This is a genomic window from Williamsia phyllosphaerae (genome assembly GCF_014635305.1).
In the GTDB taxonomy this organism is placed as follows: domain Bacteria; phylum Actinomycetota; class Actinomycetes; order Mycobacteriales; family Mycobacteriaceae; genus Williamsia_A; species Williamsia_A phyllosphaerae.
On the sequence record NZ_BMCS01000001.1, the window covers coordinates 2,893,717 to 2,912,831 of the forward strand.

Consider the following 19,115-nt stretch of genomic DNA (forward strand, 5'->3'; position numbering starts at 1 on the left):
CGATGGCCGGTGACGTCGTGATCGCAGAATCCGCCGCGGATCGCGAGGGCGGTCTCGACGCGCCCGATGCGATCACGCCGTTGACCGAGCCGCTCCGGTTCGGTGTCTACACCGGCGTGCAGGTCGATTCCCCTGCCCAGCAGGAGATCCCGGCCGCCGCGAAGTTGGGCCTCGAGCCGCCGCGGTTCTGTGGACAGTGCGGTCGACGCATGATCGTCCAGGTCGTCCCCGACGGCTGGACCGCGCGGTGCTCCCGACACGGCCGCGTCGACTCGACGTTCCTCGGCCGACGATGACCGCAGGCGGCCCCGACTTCCTCGCGCCCGGACCGGGGCCCGAAGGCACACCCGCCGACGTCGCACCGATCGTCGACCGGATCGACATCCGATCGCTCCTGCGGTCGGCCGTGCTCGCCGTCCTCGGTGTCGCCGTCGTCGGCCTGATCGGTGGGATCCTGTGGGGCCTGGTGGTTCCCGGGGTGACCGGTGTCGTGGTCGCACCGGGGCGTGCGGGAGCGCTCGGCGCCGACACCGGCCACCGGTTCGATGCGGTCGCGATCTTCGCGTGCATCAGTTTCGTGGCCGGCGCACTCGGCGGTGTCGGTGTGTGGTGGATACGGTCGCTGCGCGGTTCGGTCGGCGCGGTGTCTGTGGCGATCGGCGCCGTAGTCGGTGCCGCGTTGGCCGCCTGGATCGGCGGTCTCATCGCCGGCGCCCGACACCCCGGTGTCGGCGACACCGCGGTCGGCCAGTTCTTCTCGAGCGCGCCGAGCCTTCGGTTGGACGGCTCCACAGTCGATTCCGTGGGCGGGTTCGACTTCTCCTGGGCCATCGTGGTCATCGCACCGATCGGTGCTCTGCTGGCCTATCTGGTGTTGCTGCTCGTGGTGCGCCGCGCCGACCTCGGCGTCGCGCCGTCAGGCCGGGGGACGCAGGGTGGCGAACTCGTCGGTGACGCGTAAGCCGTTCTCGGCGAATCGATACAGCGCGGGCGGGCGACCACCCGAGCGGCCGGTGCGTCCGACCGTCCCGGTTGCGCTGACCACGCCGCGTCGGGACAGGATGCGGAGCAGGTTGGTCGAGTCGACCGGATATCCGAGTGCGGCGCAGTAGATGTCGCTGAGGGTCGACATCGCGAACTCCGGTGGCGCCAATGCGAACGCGATGTTCGTGTACGACAACTTCGCCGCGAGGCGCGTGCGGGCCAACGTGACGACCTCGCGGTGGTCGAAGCTCATCTCCGGCAGCGTGCCGACGGGGTGCCAGCGGGTGTCGGGGGGAAGGTTCGCGGTCGAGTCCGAGCGCACCAGACCGAGGTAGGTCGAGGCGATCACGCGCGGGCCGGGCAGGCGGTGCGGTGCGGAGAACACCGACAGTTGCTCGAGGTGCGCCACCTCGCGGACGTCGACCTTGTCGGCCAACAGGCGACGCGCCGAGGTCGTGAGGTCCTCATCGGCGCGCAGGATGCCGCCGGGCAGCGACCAGGTGCCGCGCTGGGGGTCGAGAGCCCGCTGCCACAACAGGACCGACAACTCCGGAGGGGCGTCGGACGTGGGGGAGCGAACCTGGAACACGGCGTCGAGCACCTCGTGGATGATGCCGTCCGCGCCCATGTCGCCCAGTCTATGTCGATGAGCAGGTGCTCACCGACCGTCACGCCGCACCCCAGGGAGCACCGCGGTCCCCGGCGTCGGGCACGTAACTCCGCCAGTTGGGCACGTAACTCAACCAGTTGGGCATTACGTGCCCAGCTGACGCGTGTAAGTGCCCAACTGACGGGTGTACGTGCCCAACTGACGGGGCTGACTTTTTGTGCACACGCGGAGGGTGAGGCGGTGGGTTTCGGGGGCGAAGTGTGGCCGGTGCTACATTGGGGACACGTTTTCGACCGTCAGTCGAAAACCGTCGGTGTCAGCCACATCGACCCGCCTTTCGAAGGAGAGCGGCCATGACCACAGCGGCCGTCATTGACCAGGTGCCCGACGCGAACGACCCCGGACCCGAATGGGCCGCCGAGGTTCGTCGCCTCGCGACATTGCGCGGAGCGACCCTCCTGGCGCACAACTACCAGCTCCCCGCCATCCAGGACGTGGCCGATCATGTCGGTGACTCCCTGGCGCTCTCGCGCATCGCCGCGTCGGCCCCGGAGGACACCATCGTGTTCTGCGGTGTGCACTTCATGGCCGAGACCGCGAAGATCCTCGCGCCGGACAAGACCGTCCTGATCCCCGATGCACGCGCCGGGTGCTCGCTGGCCGACTCGATCACCGCCGACGAACTGCGCGAGTGGAAGGCCGACCACCCCGACGCCGTGGTGGTCTCGTACGTGAACACCACCGCCGAGGTGAAGGCGCTCACCGACATCTGCTGCACGTCGTCGAACGCCGTCGAGGTCGTCGAGTCCATCGACCCCGACCGCACCGTGCTGTTCCTTCCCGACCAGTTCCTCGGTGCGCACGTCAAGCGCGAGACCGGTCGGACGAACATGCACATCTGGGCCGGTGAATGCCACGTCCACGCCGGCATCAACGGTGACGAACTGACCGATCAGGCGAACGCGCACCCCGACGCCGACCTGTACGTGCACCCCGAATGTGGTTGCGCCACCTCGGCCCTGTACCTCGCAGGTGAGGGTGCGGTGCCCGCCGATCGGGTGCACATCCTGTCCACCGGCGGGATGCTCGACACCGCACGCGCCTCCGGCGCCCGCGAGGTCCTCGTCGCCACCGAGATCGGCATGCTGCACCAACTGCGCAAGGCGGCGCCGCAGATCGACTTCCAGGCCGTCAACCCCAAGGCGTCCTGCAAGTACATGAAGATGATCACTCCCGAGGCGTTGCTTCGGTGCCTGCGCGACGGCACCGACGAGGTGCACCTGGAACGCTCCGTGGCCGACGCCGCTCGCGCGAGCGTCGAGCGGATGATCGCCATCGGCAGCCCCGGGGGCGGTGGCGAATGACCCCTCGTGCCCAGGCGATCGACGGAGTGTCATCGGACGAGATCCGGGCGCTGATCCGAACCGCCCTCGACGAGGACCTGCGATACGGACCGGATGTCACCACCGCCGCGACGGTTCCCGAGGGTGCCCGCACCGTCGCGGTCATCGCGAGTCGGCAGCCCGGTGTCATCGCGGGGCTCGACGCGGCTCTGGCGGTGTTCGACGAGGTGATCGGCGACGACTACGACGTCGTGGATCGCTCGGAGGACGGGACCCGGGTGCAGGCCGGTGACGTCGTGCTGCGCCTCGACGCCCCGACGGCCGGCCTGCTGACCGCGGAGCGGACCGCGCTGAACCTGCTGTGTCACCTGTCCGGGATCGCCACGGCCACCGCGCGGTGGGTCGACGAGATCGCCGACACCGACACGGTCGTGCGCGACAGCCGCAAGACGCTGCCGGGTCTGCGCGCGCTGCAGAAGTACGCGGTCCGGGCGGGCGGAGGGCAGAACCACCGCATGGGCCTCGGCGACGCCGCGCTGATCAAGGACAACCACATCGCGGCGGCGGGATCGCTCACGGCGGCGCTGAAGGCCGTCCGCGCGGCGGCTCCCGACCTCGCCATCGAGGTCGAGGTGGACTCGCTGACCCAACTCGACGAGGCTCTCGCGCTCGACGCCGAACTGGTGCTGCTGGACAACTTCGCCCTCTGGGAGACGCAGATGGCGGTGCAGCGGCGTAACCAGCGGGCGCCGAGAACCCGACTCGAGAGCTCCGGCGGACTGTCCCTCGACGTCGCACACGACTACGCACGCACGGGTGTCGACTTCCTCGCTGTGGGCGGTCTCACTCATTCGGTGACCGTGCTGGACCTGGGCCTGGACCTCTGAGGCCGAACCCGGCATAGCGGCCATGCGCGAGTGCTTTTATGCGCATCTGGGCATAAAACCGTGGAAGTCCTCGTTTGCACCTGTGTCCCGGCGCGCTGAACCGCGCGCTCCGCAAGGCCCGAAAGGACACGATTTCTGTGCCAACTGTGAACGCCGTTATCGCCACGAGTGCGACAGACCCGCTCACCATCTCGACCATCGAACGCCGTGAACTGGGACCCAAGGATGTCCGTATCGACATCAAGTTCGCAGGCATCTGCCACTCCGACATCCACACCGCGCGCAACGAGTGGAAGGGCACCAAGTACCCGGTCGTCCCGGGTCACGAGATCGCGGGCGTCGTTGCCGAGGTCGGCTCCGAGGTCACCCTGCACAACGTGGGCGACCGCGTCGGTGTCGGCTGCTTCGTCGACTCCTGCGGTGAGTGTGCCCCGTGCAAGAACGGCGACGAGCAGTACTGCGAGAAGGGTGTCGTCCAGACCTACAACTCGAAGACCTACGAGGGTGAGTTCACCCACGGCGGTTACTCGCAGCAGGTCGTCGTCACCGAGAAGTTCGTCCTGAAGATCCCCGAGGGCATCGAGCTCGACGTCGCCGCGCCGCTGCTCTGCGCGGGCATCACCCTGTACGCACCGCTGAAGAAGTGGGGCGCGGGCCCGGGTCGCAAGGTCGCCATCATCGGCATGGGCGGTCTCGGACACGTGGGCGTCAAGATCGCCCACGCGCTCGGAGCCGAGGTCACCGTGCTCAGCCAGACCACGAGCAAGGAAGAGGACGGCAAGCGCTTCGGTGCCGACCACTACTACGCGACCAAGGACAACAAGCAGCTCTTCACGGACCTGGCCGGCCAGTTCGACCTGATCCTGAACACCGTGTCGGTGAACCTGCCGCTCGACGACTACATCGGTCTGCTCGCCATCGACGGAGCCCTCGTCGAGCTCGGTGTGCCGGAGAACCCGTTGCAGGTCGCAGCGTTCGCGCTGCTGACCAACCGTCGCTCGCTGTCGGGCTCCATGGTCGGTGGCATCGCCCTGACCCAGGAGATGCTCGACTTCTGCGCCGAGCACGAGATCGCGGCCGAGATCGAGACGATCTCCGCCGACCAGGTCAACGAGGCCTACGACCGCGCGGTCTCGTCGGACGTGCGCTACCGCTTCGTGATCGACACCGCGACGCTGGCGAACGCCTGATCGCTGCGTGAACCGGGTCACACGTTGACCTGAGCACGACCACCATCGGCCGTCGCCCGTCCCACTTCCGGGGCGGTCGGCGGCCGATGGTTTTGTCCTCGGCGACGTACCCACCGTCGAAAACGGCTGGCCGGACCGCATATCCTGGATGTTCACGCCCGCCGATCCGTTCCCCGGAGGAGATCAGCCCACCATGCTTTCCCGTACCGATCTACGTGGCGGCGCACTCTCTGCCGCCGACCTGCGTCGCGCGCTCCCGCGCGGCGGGACCGACGTGGACTCGGTGCTCGCGACGGTGTCGCCGGTGGTCGCGGCGATCCGTGAGCGCGGAGCGGCCGCCGCCCTCGAGTACGGGCAGCGGTTCGACCGGGTCACCCCGGACACCGTGCGCGTCCCCGCCGAGCGGCTCGTTGCCGCCCTGGACGCCGTGGACCCGACGGTGCGGTCGGCACTCGAGGAGTCGATTCGCCGGGCCCGGATCGTGCACTCCGATCAGCGGCGGGGCACGGTCCGCACCGATGTCGTCCCCGGCGGATCGGTCACCGAGAAGTGGATCCCGATCGCCCGCGTGGGCCTCTATGTCCCCGGCGGCAACGCCGTCTACCCGTCCAGCGTCGTGATGAACGTCGTCCCGGCCCAGGAGGCAGGCGTCGGATCGCTCGTCGTCGCGTCCCCGCCCCAGGCCGACCACGGCGGCTGGCCGCACCCGACGATCCTCGCGGCGTGCGCCCTGCTCGGCGTGACCGAGGTCTGGGCCGTCGGCGGCGCGCAGGCGGTCGCGCTGCTCACCTACGGCGGCACCGACACCGACGACGCCGAACTGGCACCCGTCGACCTCATCACCGGGCCGGGCAACATCTACGTGACAGCTGCGAAGCGCTTGTGCCGCAGCATCGTCGGGATCGACTCCGAGGCGGGACCCACCGAGATCGCGATCCTCGCCGACGACGAGGCCGACGCCGTCGCGGTCGCCGCCGACCTGATCAGTCAGGCCGAACACGACGTCCTCGCCGCCTCGGTCCTGGTCACCGACAGCGCCGACCTCGCCGAGCGCGTGGACACCGAGGTCACCCGCCAGGTCGAGACGACCAAGCACCGTGACCGGGTCATCGCGGCGCTGGGCGGACCGCAGTCGGGAATCGTGCTCGTCGACGACATCGACCATGGTGTCGCCGTGGTCGACGCCTACGCGGCCGAGCACCTCGAGATCCAGACCCGCGACGCGGCCGGGGTCGCCGCGCGGATCAGCAACGCGGGCGCGATCTTCGTCGGTCGGTACTCACCGGTCAGCCTCGGCGACTACTGCGCAGGCTCCAATCACGTTCTGCCCACCTCGGGTTCGGCACGTCACAGCTCCGGTCTCTCGGTACAGACGTTCCTCAAGGGCATCCACATCGTCGATTACAACCGCGCCGCCCTCGAGACGGTGTCGGGTCACGTCGTCGCGCTCGCCGACGCCGAGGACCTGCCTGCGCACGGTGACGCGGTGAAGGTGCGTTTCGCCGACGCCGCGGCGTCGGGGAGTGTGGTGTGACCGCGCCCGGCGCGCGGTTCACCGTCGCCGATCTCCCGCTACGGGAAGCGCTGCGTGGTCAGACCGCCTACGGTGCACCGCAACTCGACGTCCCGGTCGCGTTGAACACCAACGAGAACCCGCACCCGCCGTCGGCTGCGCTCATCGCCGACGTCGCCGAGTCGGTGCGCGAGGCCGCCGCGGTCCTGCACCGGTACCCCGATCGCGACGCGGTCGCCCTGCGCACCGACCTCGCCCGCTACCTCAGCGAGCGTGTCGGCGTCGCGCTGACGGTCGACAACCTGTGGGCGGCCAACGGGTCCAACGAGATCCTGCAGCAACTCCTGCAGGCCTACGGCGGTCCCGGGCGCACCGCGATCGGTTTCGTGCCGTCGTATTCGATGCACCCGATCATCTCCGGCGGCACCGACACCGCCTGGGTGAACGTGATGCGCGCCCCCGACTTCTCCCTCGACGTCGACGCCGCGGTCGCCGAGATCACCGCCCGCCGACCCGATGTCGTGTTCCTCACATCGCCGAACAACCCGACCGGACAGTCGGTCTCGTCGGACGACGTCCGCGCGATCGTCTCCGCCGCGCCGGGGATCGTGATCGTCGACGAGGCGTACGCGGAGTTCTCCGACCGACCCAGCGCCATCGCCCTGATCGACGAGTTCGGCGACCGGCTCGTGGTATCACGCACGATGAGCAAGGCGTTCGCCTTCGCCGGCGGACGACTCGGCTATCTGGTCGCCGCGCCCGCACTCGTCGCGTCGTTGCTGCTGGTCCGCCTGCCCTATCACCTGTCGGTGGTGACGCAGGCGGCCGCACGGGCCGCGCTGCGCCACGCCGACGACACCCTCGCCGGTGTGGCGGCGATCGTGACCGAGCGCATCCGGGTGGTCGACGCACTCGCCGGCCTCGGATATGACGTGGTCGACTCCGACGCCAACTTCGTCCTGTTCGGCCGGTTCGCCGACGCCCCGGCGAGCTGGCAGCGCTTCCTCGACGGCGGCGTGTTGATCCGCGATGTCGGGATCGAGGGGTTCCTGCGTGTCACGATCGGGACCGCCGAAGAGAACGACGCTTTCCTGCGTGTGGCGGCGCAGCTCGCCACGACCGACCGCATCACCCCAGCCGAGGGCACCGGGGCCGACACCACTGGAGCACTCCGATGACCGAGAACAGAACCGCCCGCGTCGAGCGGACCACCCGGGAGTCGTCGGTCGTCGTCGAGATCGACCTCGACGGGACCGGGACCACCGAGATCTCCACCGGTGTGCCGTTCTTCGACCACATGCTGACCGCGTTCGGCGCGCACGGCAGCTTCGACCTCACCGTCCGCGCGACCGGTGACGTCGAGATCGAGTCGCACCACACCGTCGAGGACACCGCCATCGTGCTCGGTCAGGCGATCGATCAGGCCCTGGGCGACAAGCGCGGCATCCGCCGGTTCGGCGACGCGTGGATCCCGATGGACGAGACACTGGCCCACGCCGCCGTCGACGTCTCCGGACGCCCGTACTTCGTGCACACCGGTGAGCCCGAGCACCTGCTGACCGCAGTCATCGGCGGCAACCCGGGCGTCGCCTACAACACCGTCATCAACAAGCACGTCTTCGAGACGTTGGCCATCAACGCGCGGATCGCCCTGCACGTCCGGGTGCTGTACGGCCGCGACCAGCACCACATCACCGAGGCCCAGTACAAGGCGGTCGCACGCGCCCTGCGCGCGGCCACCGAGTCCGATCCCCGGGCCACCGGTGTGCCCTCGACCAAGGGGGCGCTGTGAGCGCGGCGTCGAAGTCGGTCACGATCCTCGACTACGGATCGGGCAATCTCCGCTCGGCGCAACGCGCCCTGGAGCGCACCGGCGCGCAGGTCACCGTCACCTCCGACCGCGACGCGGCGATGGAGTGCGACGGTCTCGTGGTACCCGGGGTCGGCGCGTTCGCCGCGTGCATGGCCGGACTGAGATCGGTTGTCGGTGAACGGATCATCGGTCAACGACTCGCCGGCGGGCGGCCCGTCCTGGGGATCTGCGTCGGCATGCAGATCCTCTTCGAGGAGGGCGTCGAGTTCGGTGTGCAGACCACCGGATGCGGCGAGTGGCCGGGAACGGTCAGCCAACTCCCGGCGCCGGTGCTGCCGCACATGGGGTGGAACACCGTGACCGCAGGGGAGGGCTCGGTGCTGTTCGACGGCCTCGACGCCGACACCCGCTTCTACTTCGTGCACTCTTACGCCGCGCAGACGTGGGAGTGGTCGGGCTCCGATTCGGCGCTCCCGCCCGCCGTCACCACGTGGGCCGAGCACGGCGGGGAGTTCCTTGCCGCGGTCGAGAACGGACCGTTGTCGGCCACCCAGTTCCACCCGGAGAAATCCGGCGACGCCGGCGCGCACCTGCTGCGCAACTGGGTGCACGCCCTGTGACCGTCGGACACGGCGAGGGGGACGGGGTGACGGGGTCGCCGAAGTTCTCCATCGCTCGGCTGGCGATCCTCGCGATGGGCGCGGGTGCCCTCGTGCTGGGGGTGTCGGTGCCGGTGATCTACGGCGTCTCGCGTGTCTCGGCACCCGCGGCGCTGGTGGTGGCCCTGCTCGCGGTCGCACTCGCGATCGCGGTGATGGGGATCGTGGCCAACCGGGTGGTCGACCGGGCCGTCGACGCGGAGAGCGCCGAGGCCCGGGGTGCCGACACCGAGACGACCGCCGGAGGCGACGACACCTCCCGACCGAAGCCGGCCACGGGAGACGAACGATGACTTCTCGATCCGCATCCGCGGACACGAGCACAGCAGAGAGGGTGCACTCGATGGGGACCACGCTGGAACTACTGCCCGCAGTCGATGTCGCGGACGGTCAGGCCGTGCGATTGGTACAGGGCGCCGCCGGGTCGGAGACCTCCTACGGCTCGCCGCGCGAGGCGGCCCTCGCCTGGCAGCGCGACGGGGCGGAGTGGATCCACCTGGTGGACCTCGACGCGGCGTTCGGCCGTGGCGACAACCGGGAACTGTTGGCCTCGGTCGTCGGCGAACTCGACGTCAAGGTCGAACTCTCCGGCGGCATCCGGGACGACGACTCGCTGCGGGCGGCGCTGGCCACCGGCTGCACACGGGTCAACCTGGGCACCGCCGCTCTGGAGGACCCGCAGTGGTGCGCCAAGGTGATCGGTGAGTACGGCGACCGCATCGCGGTCGGTCTCGACGCTGTCCGGATCGACGGGCAGTACCGCCTGCGTGGCCGCGGATGGGTGTCCGACGGCGGCGACCTGTGGGAGGTTCTCGAACGCCTCGAGCGCGACGGCTGCAGCCGCTACGTCGTCACCGACGTCAGCAAGGACGGCACCCTCACCGGCCCCAACCTCGAACTCCTCGGCGAGGTCGCCGACGCCGCGTCCGCGCCGGTCGTGGCCTCCGGTGGCGTGTCGTCGGTCGACGACCTGTTGGCGATCGCCACCCTCGTCGATCGGGGGGTCGAGGGGTCTATCGTCGGAAAGGCTCTCTACGCCGGTCGATTCACCCTGCCCGAGGCGCTGTCCGCGGTGGCCGGTCGCGCATGACGGGCACCGTGATCCCGTCGGACATCGACCCGCCACGACTCCTCTCGATCGCCGCGGGACTGCTCGACGACATCACCCCGCGGTTCATCGAGGGGCTCGGGGCCCCGAGCGCGGTCGACAAAGGCGGCAACGACTTCGCCACCGAACTCGACCTCGAGCTCGAGCGGACGCTGTCCGCCCGGCTGACCGAGGCCACCGGGATCGGCGTCCACGGAGAGGAGTTCGGCGGCCCGGACGTCACGAGCGGCACGGTGTGGGTGGTCGATCCCATCGACGGGACGTTCAACTACTCCGCGGGCCTGCCGCTGGCCGGCATCCTGCTCGCCCTGCTGCACGACGGCCACCCCGTCCTCGGGCTCACGTGGTTGCCGCTGTTCGATCTGCGCTACCAGGCGTTCGTCGACGGACCGGTCATCTGCAACGGCGAAGCCGTCCCGGCGCTGCGCCCCACCCGCCTGCAGGACTCGGTGATCGCGTTCGGCGCGTTCAACCTCAACAGCGGCGGCCGGTTCCCCGGCAACTACCGCGTGGAGATCCTCGGTGAGGTCTCGCGGGAGGTGTCGCGACTGCGACTGCTCGGCAGCACCGGCCTGGACATGGCGCTGACCGCGGCCGGAAAGCTCGGCGGCGCCATCTGTTTCGGACACCACGCCTGGGACAACGCGGCCGGCGCCGCCCTCGTCCTCGCGGGCGGGGGAGTCGTCACCGACCTGGCAGGCGACCCGTGGCACGTCACCTCGTCGTCGATGCTCGCCGGCAGCCCCGGGGTGCACGACGAGCTGGTCACCATCATCGAACGGGTGGGTGACCCCGCCGACTACCTGCCCGACCGCACGCCCCGAACCCGCGGAGGTGCGTCGTGACCGTCGCGGTGCGGGTCATCCCGTGTCTGGACGTCGACGCCGGCCGCGTGGTCAAGGGCGTCAACTTCGTCGACCTGCGCGACGCGGGCGACCCGGTCGAGCTGGCCGCGGCCTACGACGCCGCCGGCGCCGACGAGTTGACCTTCCTCGACGTGACCGCGTCGAGCACAGGTCGTTCCACGATGCTCGACGTCGTCCGACGCACCGCCGAGCAGGTCTTCATCCCGCTCACGGTCGGCGGCGGGGTCCGCACGGTCGCCGACGTCGACATCCTGCTGCGTGCGGGAGCCGACAAGGTCGGGGTCAACACCGCGGCCATCGCCCGCCCCGAGGTCCTCGGCGAGATGAGCAGGCACTACGGATCGCAGTGCATCGTGCTCTCGGTCGACGCCCGAACCGTGCCCGCCGGCGAGCCCCCGACGCCGTCCGGGTGGGAGGTCACCACCCACGGCGGTCGCCGTGGCACCGGCATCGACGCCGTCGAGTGGGCGCGCCGCGGACAGGATCTCGGCGTCGGAGAGATCCTCCTGAACTCGATGGACGCCGACGGCACGAAGAACGGTTTCGACCTGGCCATGATCACCGCGGTGCGTGCCGCGGTGTCGGTACCGGTCATCGCCAGCGGTGGCGCCGGTCGCGTCGAGCACTTCACCCCCGCGGTGCGCGCCGGCGCCGACGCGGTGCTCGCCGCGTCGGTCTTCCACTTCGGCGAGCTGCGGATCGAGCAGGTCAAGACCGCGATGCGGGCCGACGGGTTGATCGTCCGATGACCCTCGACCCGAGCATCGCCGACAAGCTCACCCGCACCGAGAACGGTCTGGTCGCGGTCGTGGTGCAGGAACGCGAGACTTCCGAGGTGCTCATGCTGGCGTGGATGGACGACGAGGCCCTGCACCGCACCCTCACGACCGGACGCGCCACCTACTGGTCGCGATCGCGCCAGGAGTACTGGGTCAAGGGGGAGACCAGCGGCCACATCCAGGTCGTGCACGACGTACGTCTGGACTGCGACGGCGACGCGCTGCTGCTGATCGTCGACCAGACCGGTCCCGCCTGCCACACCGGCACGCACAGCTGCTTCGACTCCTCGCGCGCGCTACCGGTGACGTCGGCGCCGTCGTCGTAGGGTCGGGGCCATGCCACTGATCCAGATCTCGCAGACACCGGGCCTCTCCGACCGGGCCAAACGCGAGACAATCGCCGCGGTGACCGAGGCCTACGCCAAGGCCACCGGCAAGAATCCCGACTCGGTGTGGGTGACCATCACCGAGGTCCCCCGGTCCCACTGGGGCGTCGGCGGGGAGCCGCTGGGACAATGACGATGTGAGTACACATCCCGCGACCACGTCGCGCGAGGTCTTCCTCGAGTTGGCGAGAGACCACCGGGTGGTACCGGTGACCCGGAAGGTGTTGGCGGACTCCGAGACACCGCTGTCGGCGTATCGCAAGTTGGCCGGCGACCGGGACGGCACCTTCCTGCTGGAGTCCGCCGAGAACGGTCGCTCGTGGTCCCGGTGGTCCTTCATCGGCGCCGGCTCACCCGCCGCGCTGACCGTCGTCGACGGCGAGGCGCACTGGTGGGGCACCGTTCCCGACGGGGCACCCCGTGACGGAGATCCGCTCGCCGCGCTGGCCGAGTCGCTGACGTTGCTGGCCACCGACCGACTGCCCGACATGCCGCCACTGACCGGCGGCTTCGTCGGCTATCTCGCCTACGACGCGGTCCGCCGACTCGAACGCCTGCCCGACACCACCGTCGACGACCTGGCGTTGCCCGAGATGATGATGCTGCTCGCGGCCGACCTCGCCGCGGTCGACCATCACGAGGGGTCGATAACCCTCATCGCCAACGCCATCAACTGGGACGGCACCGACGACCGCGCCGACGAGGCATACGACGACGCGGTCGCCCGACTCGACCGGATGACCCAGGCCCTGGCCGCACCCACACCCTCGACGGTGTCGATGTACACCCGCCCCGAGGCGCAGTACACCGCGCAGCGGACCCGCGAGGAGTACGGGACCATCGTCACCTCCCTGGTCGGCGAGATCGAGGCCGGCGAGGCGTTCCAGGTGGTGCCCTCGATGCGGTTCGAGATGGCCACCGACGCCGACCCCATCGACGTCTACCGGGTGCTGCGGGCGTCGAACCCCAGCCCGTACATGTACCTCCTGCGCGTTCCCGGTCTCGGCGACGAGAACGGGGGCCGCGACCCGTTCACCATCGTCGGTTCCAGCCCCGAGGCGCTTGTGACCGTCGCCGACGGCGTGGCCACCACCCACCCCATCGCGGGAACGCGGTGGCGCGGCGCCACCGACGAGGAGGACCAACTCCTCGCCAAGGACCTGCTCGCCGACGAGAAGGAGAACGCCGAGCACCTGATGCTCGTCGATCTCGGGCGCAACGACCTCGGTCGGGTGTGCGAGCCGGGCACCGTGTCGGTGCACGACTACCGCCACATCGAGCGCTACAGCCACGTGATGCACCTGGTGTCCACGGTGACCGGACACCTTCGCGACGACGCGACCGCGCTCGACGCCGTCTCCGCCTGCTTTCCCGCCGGGACGCTGACCGGGGCCCCAAAGGTCCGGGCGATGGAGCTCATCGACGAACACGAACTGACCCGCCGCGGTCTGTACGGCGGCATCGTCGGATACCTCGACTTCGCGGGCGACGCCGACACCGCGATCGCCATCCGCACCGCGGTGATGGCCGGCGGACGCGCCTACGTGCAGGCCGGCGGCGGAGTCGTCGCCGACAGCGTTCCCGACTACGAGTACAACGAGGCCCGCAACAAGGCGGGCACCGTGCTCGCCGCGGTGGCCGCCGCGGAGACCATGACCCGTGTGACCCCCGCCGGTGCGCCGGCACCCGATCCGAAGGACCACGACCGCACCCCATGAGCACACCCGCCGGCGCCCCCGCGCCCACCGCCGCCGACGTCGCCCACCGCCGCCGATCGCTCACCATCGCGTCGGTACTGCTGGCGGTGGCCGCCGCGGCGCTGTGGGGGAGCTCGCGACTGTCCTGGGCGAGCCTGGTCGCCGCCGACGGGATCGGCGTCCCCCGGGACTTCACCGTCCGCGGTTCCGACTGGAGCAGTTACCTGACCCCGCTGGCCATCGTCCTCCTCGCGGCCATCGCCGCGGCGGTGTCGTTGCGGGGATGGGGCCTGCGCATCCTGGCGGTGATCGTCGCGCTGATCGGGGTCGCGAGCGTCGCTCCGGCCATCTCGCTGCTCACCGGCGACAGCGGCGGCACCTACGCCGCGAAGTCCATCGACCTGCCCGGTCGCTATCAGGTGACCTCGATCGAGACCCACCCCCTGGCCGCTGTCCTCGTCTTCGTCTCCGGACTGTTCGCGGTCGCGGCGGCGGTGGTCATCATGCGCGCCGCCCGCGGCGCGGTCGGCCTGTCGTCGAAGTACAAGTCGCCCGCGGCACGTCGCGCCGACCTCGAGGAACAGATCTTCGCCGACCGGTGCTCGACCACCGGCTCCACCGACACCAAGTCGGATCCCGGACCGGAACGCGGCGCCGACGCGCCGGAGTCGACCGAGGGCGACGGTGGGGGACTGAACGAACGGATGCTGTGGGATGCGCTCGACAACGGCGCCGATCCGACCGCGTCGACGTCGGACGAGACGGATCCGCGGCACCGTCCCGATGCGGCGGGCGGAGCCGATGACGGCCCTCGCTGAGTGCGCGGTGGCACCGACCCCGATCGAGGCTCGTACGCCTGAGCGGGCTACTCTTCGTCGCATACCAAATCAGTCGGCATGCCGGCGATCGAATCGGGTCGATGCGACGACGGCGGTTCGACCCGGACACCGCCGGAAGGGGACCGCGCAGACATGAACACCCCGACAGTCCTCGACTCGATCATCGATGGTGTGAAAGCCGATGTGGCCGCCCGTGAGGCGGTTCTCGACTTCGCCGCCGTCAAGGCCGCCGCCGCCGCCGCCGCCGCGCCCATCGACGCCAACGCCGCCCTGCGCGAGACCGGTATCGGCGTCATCGCGGAGGTCAAGCGCGCGAGCCCGTCCCGTGGAGCCCTGGCCAGCATCGCCGACCCCGCCGCGCTGGCCAAGGCCTACGAGAGCGGCGGTGCGCGCATGATCAGCGTGCTGACCGAGCAGCGCCGCTTCGGAGGTTCGCTCGACGACCTGGACGCGGTACGCGCGGCTGTCGACATCCCTGTTCTCCGTAAGGATTTCATCGTCGGTCCGTACCAGATCCACGAGGCCCGTGCGCACGGCGCCGACGTGATCCTGCTGATCGTCGCGGCCCTGGAACAGAACGTGCTGGCGTCCCTGCTCGACCGCACGGAGTCACTCGGCATGACCGCGCTCGTCGAGGTCCACACCGAGGAGGAGGCGGACCGCGCGCTGCAGGCGGGCGCCCGTGTCGTCGGCGTCAACGCGCGCAACCTCAAGACCCTCGAGGTCGACACCGACACGTTCGCCCGGATCGCCCCGGGACTGCCGACCGAGACCATCCGGATCGCCGAATCCGGTGTCCGCGGCACCGCCGACCTGCTCGCGTACGCGGGTGCCGGGGCGGATGCGGTGCTCGTCGGTGAGGGCTTGGTCACCAGCGGTGACCCGCGCGCCGCGGTGCGTGAACTGGTCACCGCGGGTACGCACCCGTCGTGCCCCAAGCCGGTTCGCTGACGGCGGTTTCGATATCGGGGCCCGAGCAGGGCACCATGGGAGCATGACGACCGATCACGCCCATCCCGGCATCGACGTCCCCGAGCTGCCCACGGCGAGCGCAGGACTGTCCACCCGGACCGACTCCGACCCCGACGCCCGGGGGTACTTCGGCTCGTTCGGCGGCAGGCACGTCCCCGAGGCACTGATGGGCGTCATCGACGAGGTCACCACGACCTTCGAGAAGATCCGTACCGACGACGACTTCCTCGCCGAGCTGGACCGTCTGCAGAAGGACTACAGCGGCCGTCCGTCGCCGTTGTTCGAGGCCACGCGTCTGCGCGCACACGCAGGTGGTGCCCGCATCTTCCTCAAGCGGGAGGATCTCAACCACACCGGTTCCCACAAGATCAACAACGTGCTGGGTCAGGCCCTGCTCGCACAGCGCATGGGCAAGACCCGCGTCATCGCCGAGACCGGCGCCGGCCAGCACGGTGTGGCCACCGCGACCGCGTGCGCGCTGCTCGGTCTCGAGTGCATCGTCTACATGGGCCGCGTCGACACCGAACGGCAGGCGCTCAACGTCGCGCGGATGCGGCTGCTCGGTGCGTCGGTCGTCGCCGTCGACAACGGCTCGGCCACCCTCAAGGACGCGATCAACGAGGCCATGCGCGACTGGGTGACGAACGCGCACAACACCTATTACTGCTTCGGGACCGCTGCCGGGCCGCATCCGTTCCCGCTGATGGTCCGCGACCTGCAGCGGATCGTGGGCATGGAGGCACGCGCGCAGATCCAGGACCAGACCGGGCGCCTCCCGGACGCCGTCGTCGCCTGCGTCGGCGGTGGCTCCAACGCCATCGGCATCTTCCACCCGTTCATCGGTGACGCCGACGTCCGCCTCGTCGGATACGAGGCCGCCGGTGACGGCGTCGAGACCGGTAGGCACGCGGCGACATTCAGCGGTGGCACCCCCGGTGCGTTCCAGGGGGCCTACTCCTACCTGCTGCAGGACGAGGACGGACAGACCACTGAGTCCCACTCGATCTCGGCGGGTCTGGACTATCCCGGCGTCGGACCCGAGCACGCACACCTGCTCGAGACCGGGCGCGCCGAGTACCGGCCCGTCACCGACTCGCAGGCCATGGACGCCCTGTCGCTGCTGTCGAAGACCGAGGGGATCATCCCCGCCATCGAATCCGCACACGCGATCGCCGGTGCGCTGACGCTGGGCGCCGAACTCGGTGACGGCGCCATCATCCTGGTGAACCTGTCCGGCCGCGGGGACAAGGACGTCGACACGGCCGCACGCTGGTTCGGTCTGCTCGACGACGCCGGTGCCGAGGTCTCCGATTCCGCCGACACGGGAGAGCTGCGCTGATGAACCCCGCACCCACCTCCGCCTCGCGTCTGGCCCCGGTCTTCGCCGACGCCCGTGCGGAGAACCGCAGCACGCTCATCGGTTACCTGCCGGTCGGCTTCCCCGACCTGGACACCTCGCTCTCGCTGCTGCGTGACCTGGTCAGCGCAGGCTGCGACATCGTCGAACTCGGTATCGCCTACTCCGATCCGGTCATGGACGGCCCGACGATCCAGAACGCCGCCGACGTGGCGCTGCGTTCCGGCGTCCGCGTCTCCGACGTGTTCACCGCGTGCCAGACCGTTGCCGACGCCGGTGCCGCACCGGTGGTGATGACCTACTGGAACCCGGTGCTGCGCTACGGCGTCGACGCGTTCTCCCGGGACCTCGCCGCCTCGGGTGGCCTCGGTCTGATCACCCCGAACCTGATCCCGGAGGAGGCCGACGAGTGGATCGGCGCCGCCGAATCACACGACCTCGACCGGATCTTCCTCGTCGCCCCGTCCTCGTCCGAGGAGCGTCTGGCGATGACCGCGCAGGCGAGCCGCGGGTTCGTCTACGCCGCATCGACGATGGGCGTCACCGGTGCCCGTGACGCCGTCTCGAATGCCGCGCCCGAACTGTGCTCCCGTGTGCGCACGCACTCCGACATCCCCATCGGCGTCGGCCTGGGTGTACGCAGCCGGGAACAGGCCGCGGAGATCGCTGCGTACGCCGACGGTGTCATCGTCGGATCGGCTCTGGTCACCGCGGTCAACGAGGGCGGCAACGCCCTGACGACGCTGGTGGCCGAGCTGGCCGAGGGTGTCCGTTCGGCTACTGTGGCACGGTGACCGACCCGACCGTCCTGGCCTACATCCCGAGTCCCTCACAAGGCGTCTGGTACCTCGGTTCCTTCCCGCTCCGCGCCTACGCGCTGTGCATCATCGCGGGCATCATCGTCGCGGTCGTGTGGGGCAATCGCCGCTGGCAGGCCCGTGGCGGTCGCGACGGCGAGGTCCTCGACATCGCGATCTGGGCGGTCCCGTTCGGCCTGGTCGGCGGCCGGCTCTATCACCTCGCCACCGACTGGCGAACCTACTTCGGCGACGGTCCCAAGGCGCCGATCGACGCGCTCAAGATCTGGGACGGTGGCCTCGGGATCTGGGGTGCCGTCGCGTTCGGCGCGGTCGGAGCCTGGATCGGCGCCCGCCGCGCGGGGATCAGACTCCCGGCGTGGGGCGACGCCATCGGACCGCCGATCCTGTTGGCGCAGGCCATCGGTCGGCTCGGCAACTACTTCAACCAGGAGCTCTACGGAGCGCACACCGACCTGCCCTGGGGTCTGCAGATCTTCGAGCGAGTGGACGACAACGGCAACGTCGGGCCGGGCCTGATCGACGGCAAGTCCACCGGCACCGTCGTCGACGTCGTGCAGCCGACGTTCCTGTACGAACTGCTCTGGAACGTCCTCGTCGTCATCGTGCTCGTGGTCATCGACCGTCGCTTCCGGATCGGCCACGGACGGCTGTTCGCCGGATACGTCGCGGGCTACTGCCTCGGCCGGTTCTGGATCGAGTTGCTGCGCGAGGATGCGGCCACCCACATCTTCGGGGTCCGCATCAACGTCTTCACCGCGGCCATCGTGTTCCTGTGCGCCGTCGCCTACATCGTGCTGGCGCGCAAGGGGCGCGAGTCGGAGACCGAGATCTACCGTGACGGCCGGGCCCCGGTGGCCGACGAGGCCGATCTCATCGACAGGGACGACAACGACGACACCGTCGCCCAGGCCGGTCCCGCCGACACGGCCGACAACGCAGACGACGACGACACCGTCGCAGAGGGCGATCCGCCGGCGGTCGTGAGCGAGCCCGACACCGGCACCGACGACGACCCCGAAGACGCATCGTCGGCCGACGAGGACGCGGCGCCCACCGACACCGCGGTGTCCATCACGAAGGACACCCCGACCGACACCGCGAGCCCCGACGTGCAGACGACGACGAGCACCGACGCGCCGACCGCGCCCAAAGAGCCGACCGCGGCGAGCACCGACGAGGAACCGCGCCCCACGCCGTAGCGCCCGTAGGCGACGGTTCGCACACCCCGCCCACCCCGTATGGGCGGTGTTAACATCGGGCTTCGCGCAGCGTGAGTCGGCGTTGCCACGTC

Annotated in this window: 22 protein-coding genes; 21 read left to right on the forward strand and 1 reads right to left on the reverse strand. The window is 70.0% G+C overall.

What is annotated here, in order from left to right; all coding sequences use genetic code 11:
- Positions 1 to 2: 2 nt before the first annotated feature.
- Together bsaP and IEV93_RS13525 are read left to right on the forward strand one after the other, a co-directional pair.
- A complete protein-coding gene (gene bsaP / locus IEV93_RS13520; RefSeq protein WP_308691132.1) occupies positions 3 to 296 on the forward strand; it encodes a biotin synthase auxiliary protein BsaP in 294 nt (97 codons plus the stop codon).
- Positions 293 to 961: a DUF2567 domain-containing protein gene (locus tag IEV93_RS13525; RefSeq protein ID WP_188490184.1), complete on the forward strand. Its 669-nt coding sequence runs from the start codon at positions 293 to 295 to the stop codon at positions 959 to 961. The genes bsaP and IEV93_RS13525 overlap by 4 nt, the downstream gene beginning before the upstream one ends.
- On the opposite strand, the gene IEV93_RS13530 is transcribed toward IEV93_RS13525, so the two are convergent.
- Positions 917 to 1,612, reverse strand: a complete 696-nt coding sequence (locus IEV93_RS13530) for an NUDIX hydrolase (RefSeq protein WP_188490185.1) — start codon at positions 1,610 to 1,612, stop codon at positions 917 to 919. The genes IEV93_RS13525 and IEV93_RS13530 overlap by 45 nt on opposite strands.
- 335 nt (positions 1,613 to 1,947) lie before the next feature.
- On the opposite strand from IEV93_RS13530, the gene nadA reads away from it, so the two are divergent.
- The 19 genes from nadA (at position 1,948) to lgt (ending at position 19,023) form a co-directional block, all read left to right on the forward strand.
- On the forward strand, positions 1,948 to 2,958 hold the full coding sequence (gene nadA, locus IEV93_RS13535) for a quinolinate synthase NadA (RefSeq protein ID WP_188490186.1): 1,011 nt from the start codon (positions 1,948 to 1,950) through the stop codon (positions 2,956 to 2,958).
- Positions 2,955 to 3,824, forward strand: coding sequence for a carboxylating nicotinate-nucleotide diphosphorylase (gene nadC, locus IEV93_RS13540; RefSeq protein WP_188490187.1), 870 nt, complete (start codon positions 2,955 to 2,957; stop codon positions 3,822 to 3,824). Before nadA ends, nadC begins: the two co-directional genes overlap by 4 nt.
- Positions 3,825 to 3,961: 137 nt before the next feature.
- Positions 3,962 to 5,014, forward strand: a complete 1,053-nt coding sequence (locus IEV93_RS13545; RefSeq protein WP_188490188.1) for an NAD(P)-dependent alcohol dehydrogenase — start codon at positions 3,962 to 3,964, stop codon at positions 5,012 to 5,014.
- A 193-nt stretch (positions 5,015 to 5,207) separates the two neighbouring features.
- Positions 5,208 to 6,548, forward strand: a complete 1,341-nt coding sequence (gene hisD / locus IEV93_RS13550) for a histidinol dehydrogenase (RefSeq protein ID WP_188490189.1) — start codon at positions 5,208 to 5,210, stop codon at positions 6,546 to 6,548.
- The gene (locus tag IEV93_RS13555; protein ID WP_188490190.1) at positions 6,545 to 7,705 is read left to right on the forward strand and encodes a histidinol-phosphate transaminase; all 1,161 of its coding nucleotides are present in this window, start codon (positions 6,545 to 6,547) and stop codon (positions 7,703 to 7,705) included. Before hisD ends, IEV93_RS13555 begins: the two co-directional genes overlap by 4 nt.
- Positions 7,702 to 8,319, forward strand: a complete 618-nt coding sequence (gene hisB / locus IEV93_RS13560) for an imidazoleglycerol-phosphate dehydratase HisB (protein ID WP_188490191.1) — start codon at positions 7,702 to 7,704, stop codon at positions 8,317 to 8,319. The genes IEV93_RS13555 and hisB overlap by 4 nt, the downstream gene beginning before the upstream one ends.
- Positions 8,316 to 8,960 carry an imidazole glycerol phosphate synthase subunit HisH gene (gene hisH / locus IEV93_RS13565; protein ID WP_188490192.1) on the forward strand — a complete coding sequence of 215 codons (645 nt, stop codon included), beginning with the start codon at positions 8,316 to 8,318 and terminating at the stop codon, positions 8,958 to 8,960. Before hisB ends, hisH begins: the two co-directional genes overlap by 4 nt.
- A complete protein-coding gene (locus IEV93_RS13570; protein WP_188490193.1) occupies positions 8,957 to 9,292 on the forward strand; it encodes a hypothetical protein in 336 nt (111 codons plus the stop codon). The genes hisH and IEV93_RS13570 overlap by 4 nt, the downstream gene beginning before the upstream one ends.
- 50 nt (positions 9,293 to 9,342) lie before the next feature.
- Positions 9,343 to 10,089, forward strand: a complete 747-nt coding sequence (gene priA / locus IEV93_RS13575) for a bifunctional 1-(5-phosphoribosyl)-5-((5-phosphoribosylamino)methylideneamino)imidazole-4-carboxamide isomerase/phosphoribosylanthranilate isomerase PriA (RefSeq protein ID WP_188490194.1) — start codon at positions 9,343 to 9,345, stop codon at positions 10,087 to 10,089.
- Positions 10,086 to 10,952 (forward strand): inositol monophosphatase family protein, encoded by an 867-nt coding sequence (locus IEV93_RS13580; RefSeq protein WP_188490195.1) that lies wholly within the window; start codon positions 10,086 to 10,088, stop codon positions 10,950 to 10,952. Before priA ends, IEV93_RS13580 begins: the two co-directional genes overlap by 4 nt.
- Positions 10,949 to 11,722, forward strand: a complete 774-nt coding sequence (gene hisF / locus IEV93_RS13585; protein ID WP_188490196.1) for an imidazole glycerol phosphate synthase subunit HisF — start codon at positions 10,949 to 10,951, stop codon at positions 11,720 to 11,722. The genes IEV93_RS13580 and hisF overlap by 4 nt, the downstream gene beginning before the upstream one ends.
- A complete protein-coding gene (hisI, locus tag IEV93_RS13590) occupies positions 11,719 to 12,078 on the forward strand; it encodes a phosphoribosyl-AMP cyclohydrolase (protein WP_188490197.1) in 360 nt (119 codons plus the stop codon). Before hisF ends, hisI begins: the two co-directional genes overlap by 4 nt.
- A gap of 10 nt (positions 12,079 to 12,088) precedes the next feature.
- A complete protein-coding gene (locus tag IEV93_RS13595; protein WP_188490198.1) occupies positions 12,089 to 12,271 on the forward strand; it encodes a tautomerase family protein in 183 nt (60 codons plus the stop codon).
- A 4-nt stretch (positions 12,272 to 12,275) separates the two neighbouring features.
- A complete protein-coding gene (locus IEV93_RS13600) occupies positions 12,276 to 13,856 on the forward strand; it encodes an anthranilate synthase component I (RefSeq protein ID WP_188490199.1) in 1,581 nt (526 codons plus the stop codon).
- Positions 13,853 to 14,653, forward strand: a complete 801-nt coding sequence (locus IEV93_RS13605; RefSeq protein WP_188490200.1) for a TIGR02234 family membrane protein — start codon at positions 13,853 to 13,855, stop codon at positions 14,651 to 14,653. Before IEV93_RS13600 ends, IEV93_RS13605 begins: the two co-directional genes overlap by 4 nt.
- 153 nt (positions 14,654 to 14,806) lie before the next feature.
- Positions 14,807 to 15,625: an indole-3-glycerol phosphate synthase TrpC gene (gene trpC, locus IEV93_RS13610; RefSeq protein WP_188490201.1), complete on the forward strand. Its 819-nt coding sequence runs from the start codon at positions 14,807 to 14,809 to the stop codon at positions 15,623 to 15,625.
- Between the two features lie 43 nt (positions 15,626 to 15,668).
- Complete coding sequence (gene trpB, locus IEV93_RS13615) at positions 15,669 to 16,985, forward strand: tryptophan synthase subunit beta (protein ID WP_188490202.1); 1,317 nt, start codon at positions 15,669 to 15,671, stop codon at positions 16,983 to 16,985.
- Positions 16,985 to 17,797 (forward strand): tryptophan synthase subunit alpha, encoded by an 813-nt coding sequence (gene trpA, locus IEV93_RS13620; RefSeq protein ID WP_188490203.1) that lies wholly within the window; start codon positions 16,985 to 16,987, stop codon positions 17,795 to 17,797. Before trpB ends, trpA begins: the two co-directional genes overlap by 1 nt.
- Positions 17,794 to 19,023, forward strand: coding sequence for a prolipoprotein diacylglyceryl transferase (lgt, locus tag IEV93_RS13625; protein ID WP_188490204.1), 1,230 nt, complete (start codon positions 17,794 to 17,796; stop codon positions 19,021 to 19,023). The genes trpA and lgt overlap by 4 nt, the downstream gene beginning before the upstream one ends.
- Positions 19,024 to 19,115 lie beyond the last annotated feature (92 nt).

Excerpts from the sequence above, each read along its gene's own strand:
- trpB (WP_188490202.1), top strand. The coding sequence starts at position 15,669 with ATGACGACCGATCACGCCCATCCCGGCATCGACGTCCCCGAGCTGCCC.
- nadC (WP_188490187.1), top strand. The coding sequence starts at position 2,955 with ATGACCCCTCGTGCCCAGGCGATCGACGGAGTGTCATCGGACGAGATC.
- IEV93_RS13605 (WP_188490200.1), top strand. The coding sequence starts at position 13,853 with ATGAGCACACCCGCCGGCGCCCCCGCGCCCACCGCCGCCGACGTCGCC.
- bsaP (WP_308691132.1), top strand. The coding sequence starts at position 3 with ATGGCCGGTGACGTCGTGATCGCAGAATCCGCCGCGGATCGCGAGGGC.
- priA (WP_188490194.1), top strand. The coding sequence starts at position 9,343 with ATGGGGACCACGCTGGAACTACTGCCCGCAGTCGATGTCGCGGACGGT.
- nadA (WP_188490186.1), top strand. The coding sequence starts at position 1,948 with ATGACCACAGCGGCCGTCATTGACCAGGTGCCCGACGCGAACGACCCC.
- IEV93_RS13525 (WP_188490184.1), top strand. The coding sequence starts at position 293 with ATGACCGCAGGCGGCCCCGACTTCCTCGCGCCCGGACCGGGGCCCGAA.
- trpC (WP_188490201.1), top strand. The coding sequence starts at position 14,807 with ATGAACACCCCGACAGTCCTCGACTCGATCATCGATGGTGTGAAAGCC.
- hisI (WP_188490197.1), top strand. The coding sequence starts at position 11,719 with ATGACCCTCGACCCGAGCATCGCCGACAAGCTCACCCGCACCGAGAAC.
- IEV93_RS13530 (WP_188490185.1), bottom strand. The coding sequence starts at position 1,612 with ATGGGCGCGGACGGCATCATCCACGAGGTGCTCGACGCCGTGTTCCAG.
- IEV93_RS13580 (WP_188490195.1), top strand. The coding sequence starts at position 10,086 with ATGACGGGCACCGTGATCCCGTCGGACATCGACCCGCCACGACTCCTC.
- hisD (WP_188490189.1), top strand. The coding sequence starts at position 5,208 with ATGCTTTCCCGTACCGATCTACGTGGCGGCGCACTCTCTGCCGCCGAC.
- IEV93_RS13595 (WP_188490198.1), top strand. The coding sequence starts at position 12,089 with ATGCCACTGATCCAGATCTCGCAGACACCGGGCCTCTCCGACCGGGCC.
- trpA (WP_188490203.1), top strand. The coding sequence starts at position 16,985 with ATGAACCCCGCACCCACCTCCGCCTCGCGTCTGGCCCCGGTCTTCGCC.
- hisB (WP_188490191.1), top strand. The coding sequence starts at position 7,702 with ATGACCGAGAACAGAACCGCCCGCGTCGAGCGGACCACCCGGGAGTCG.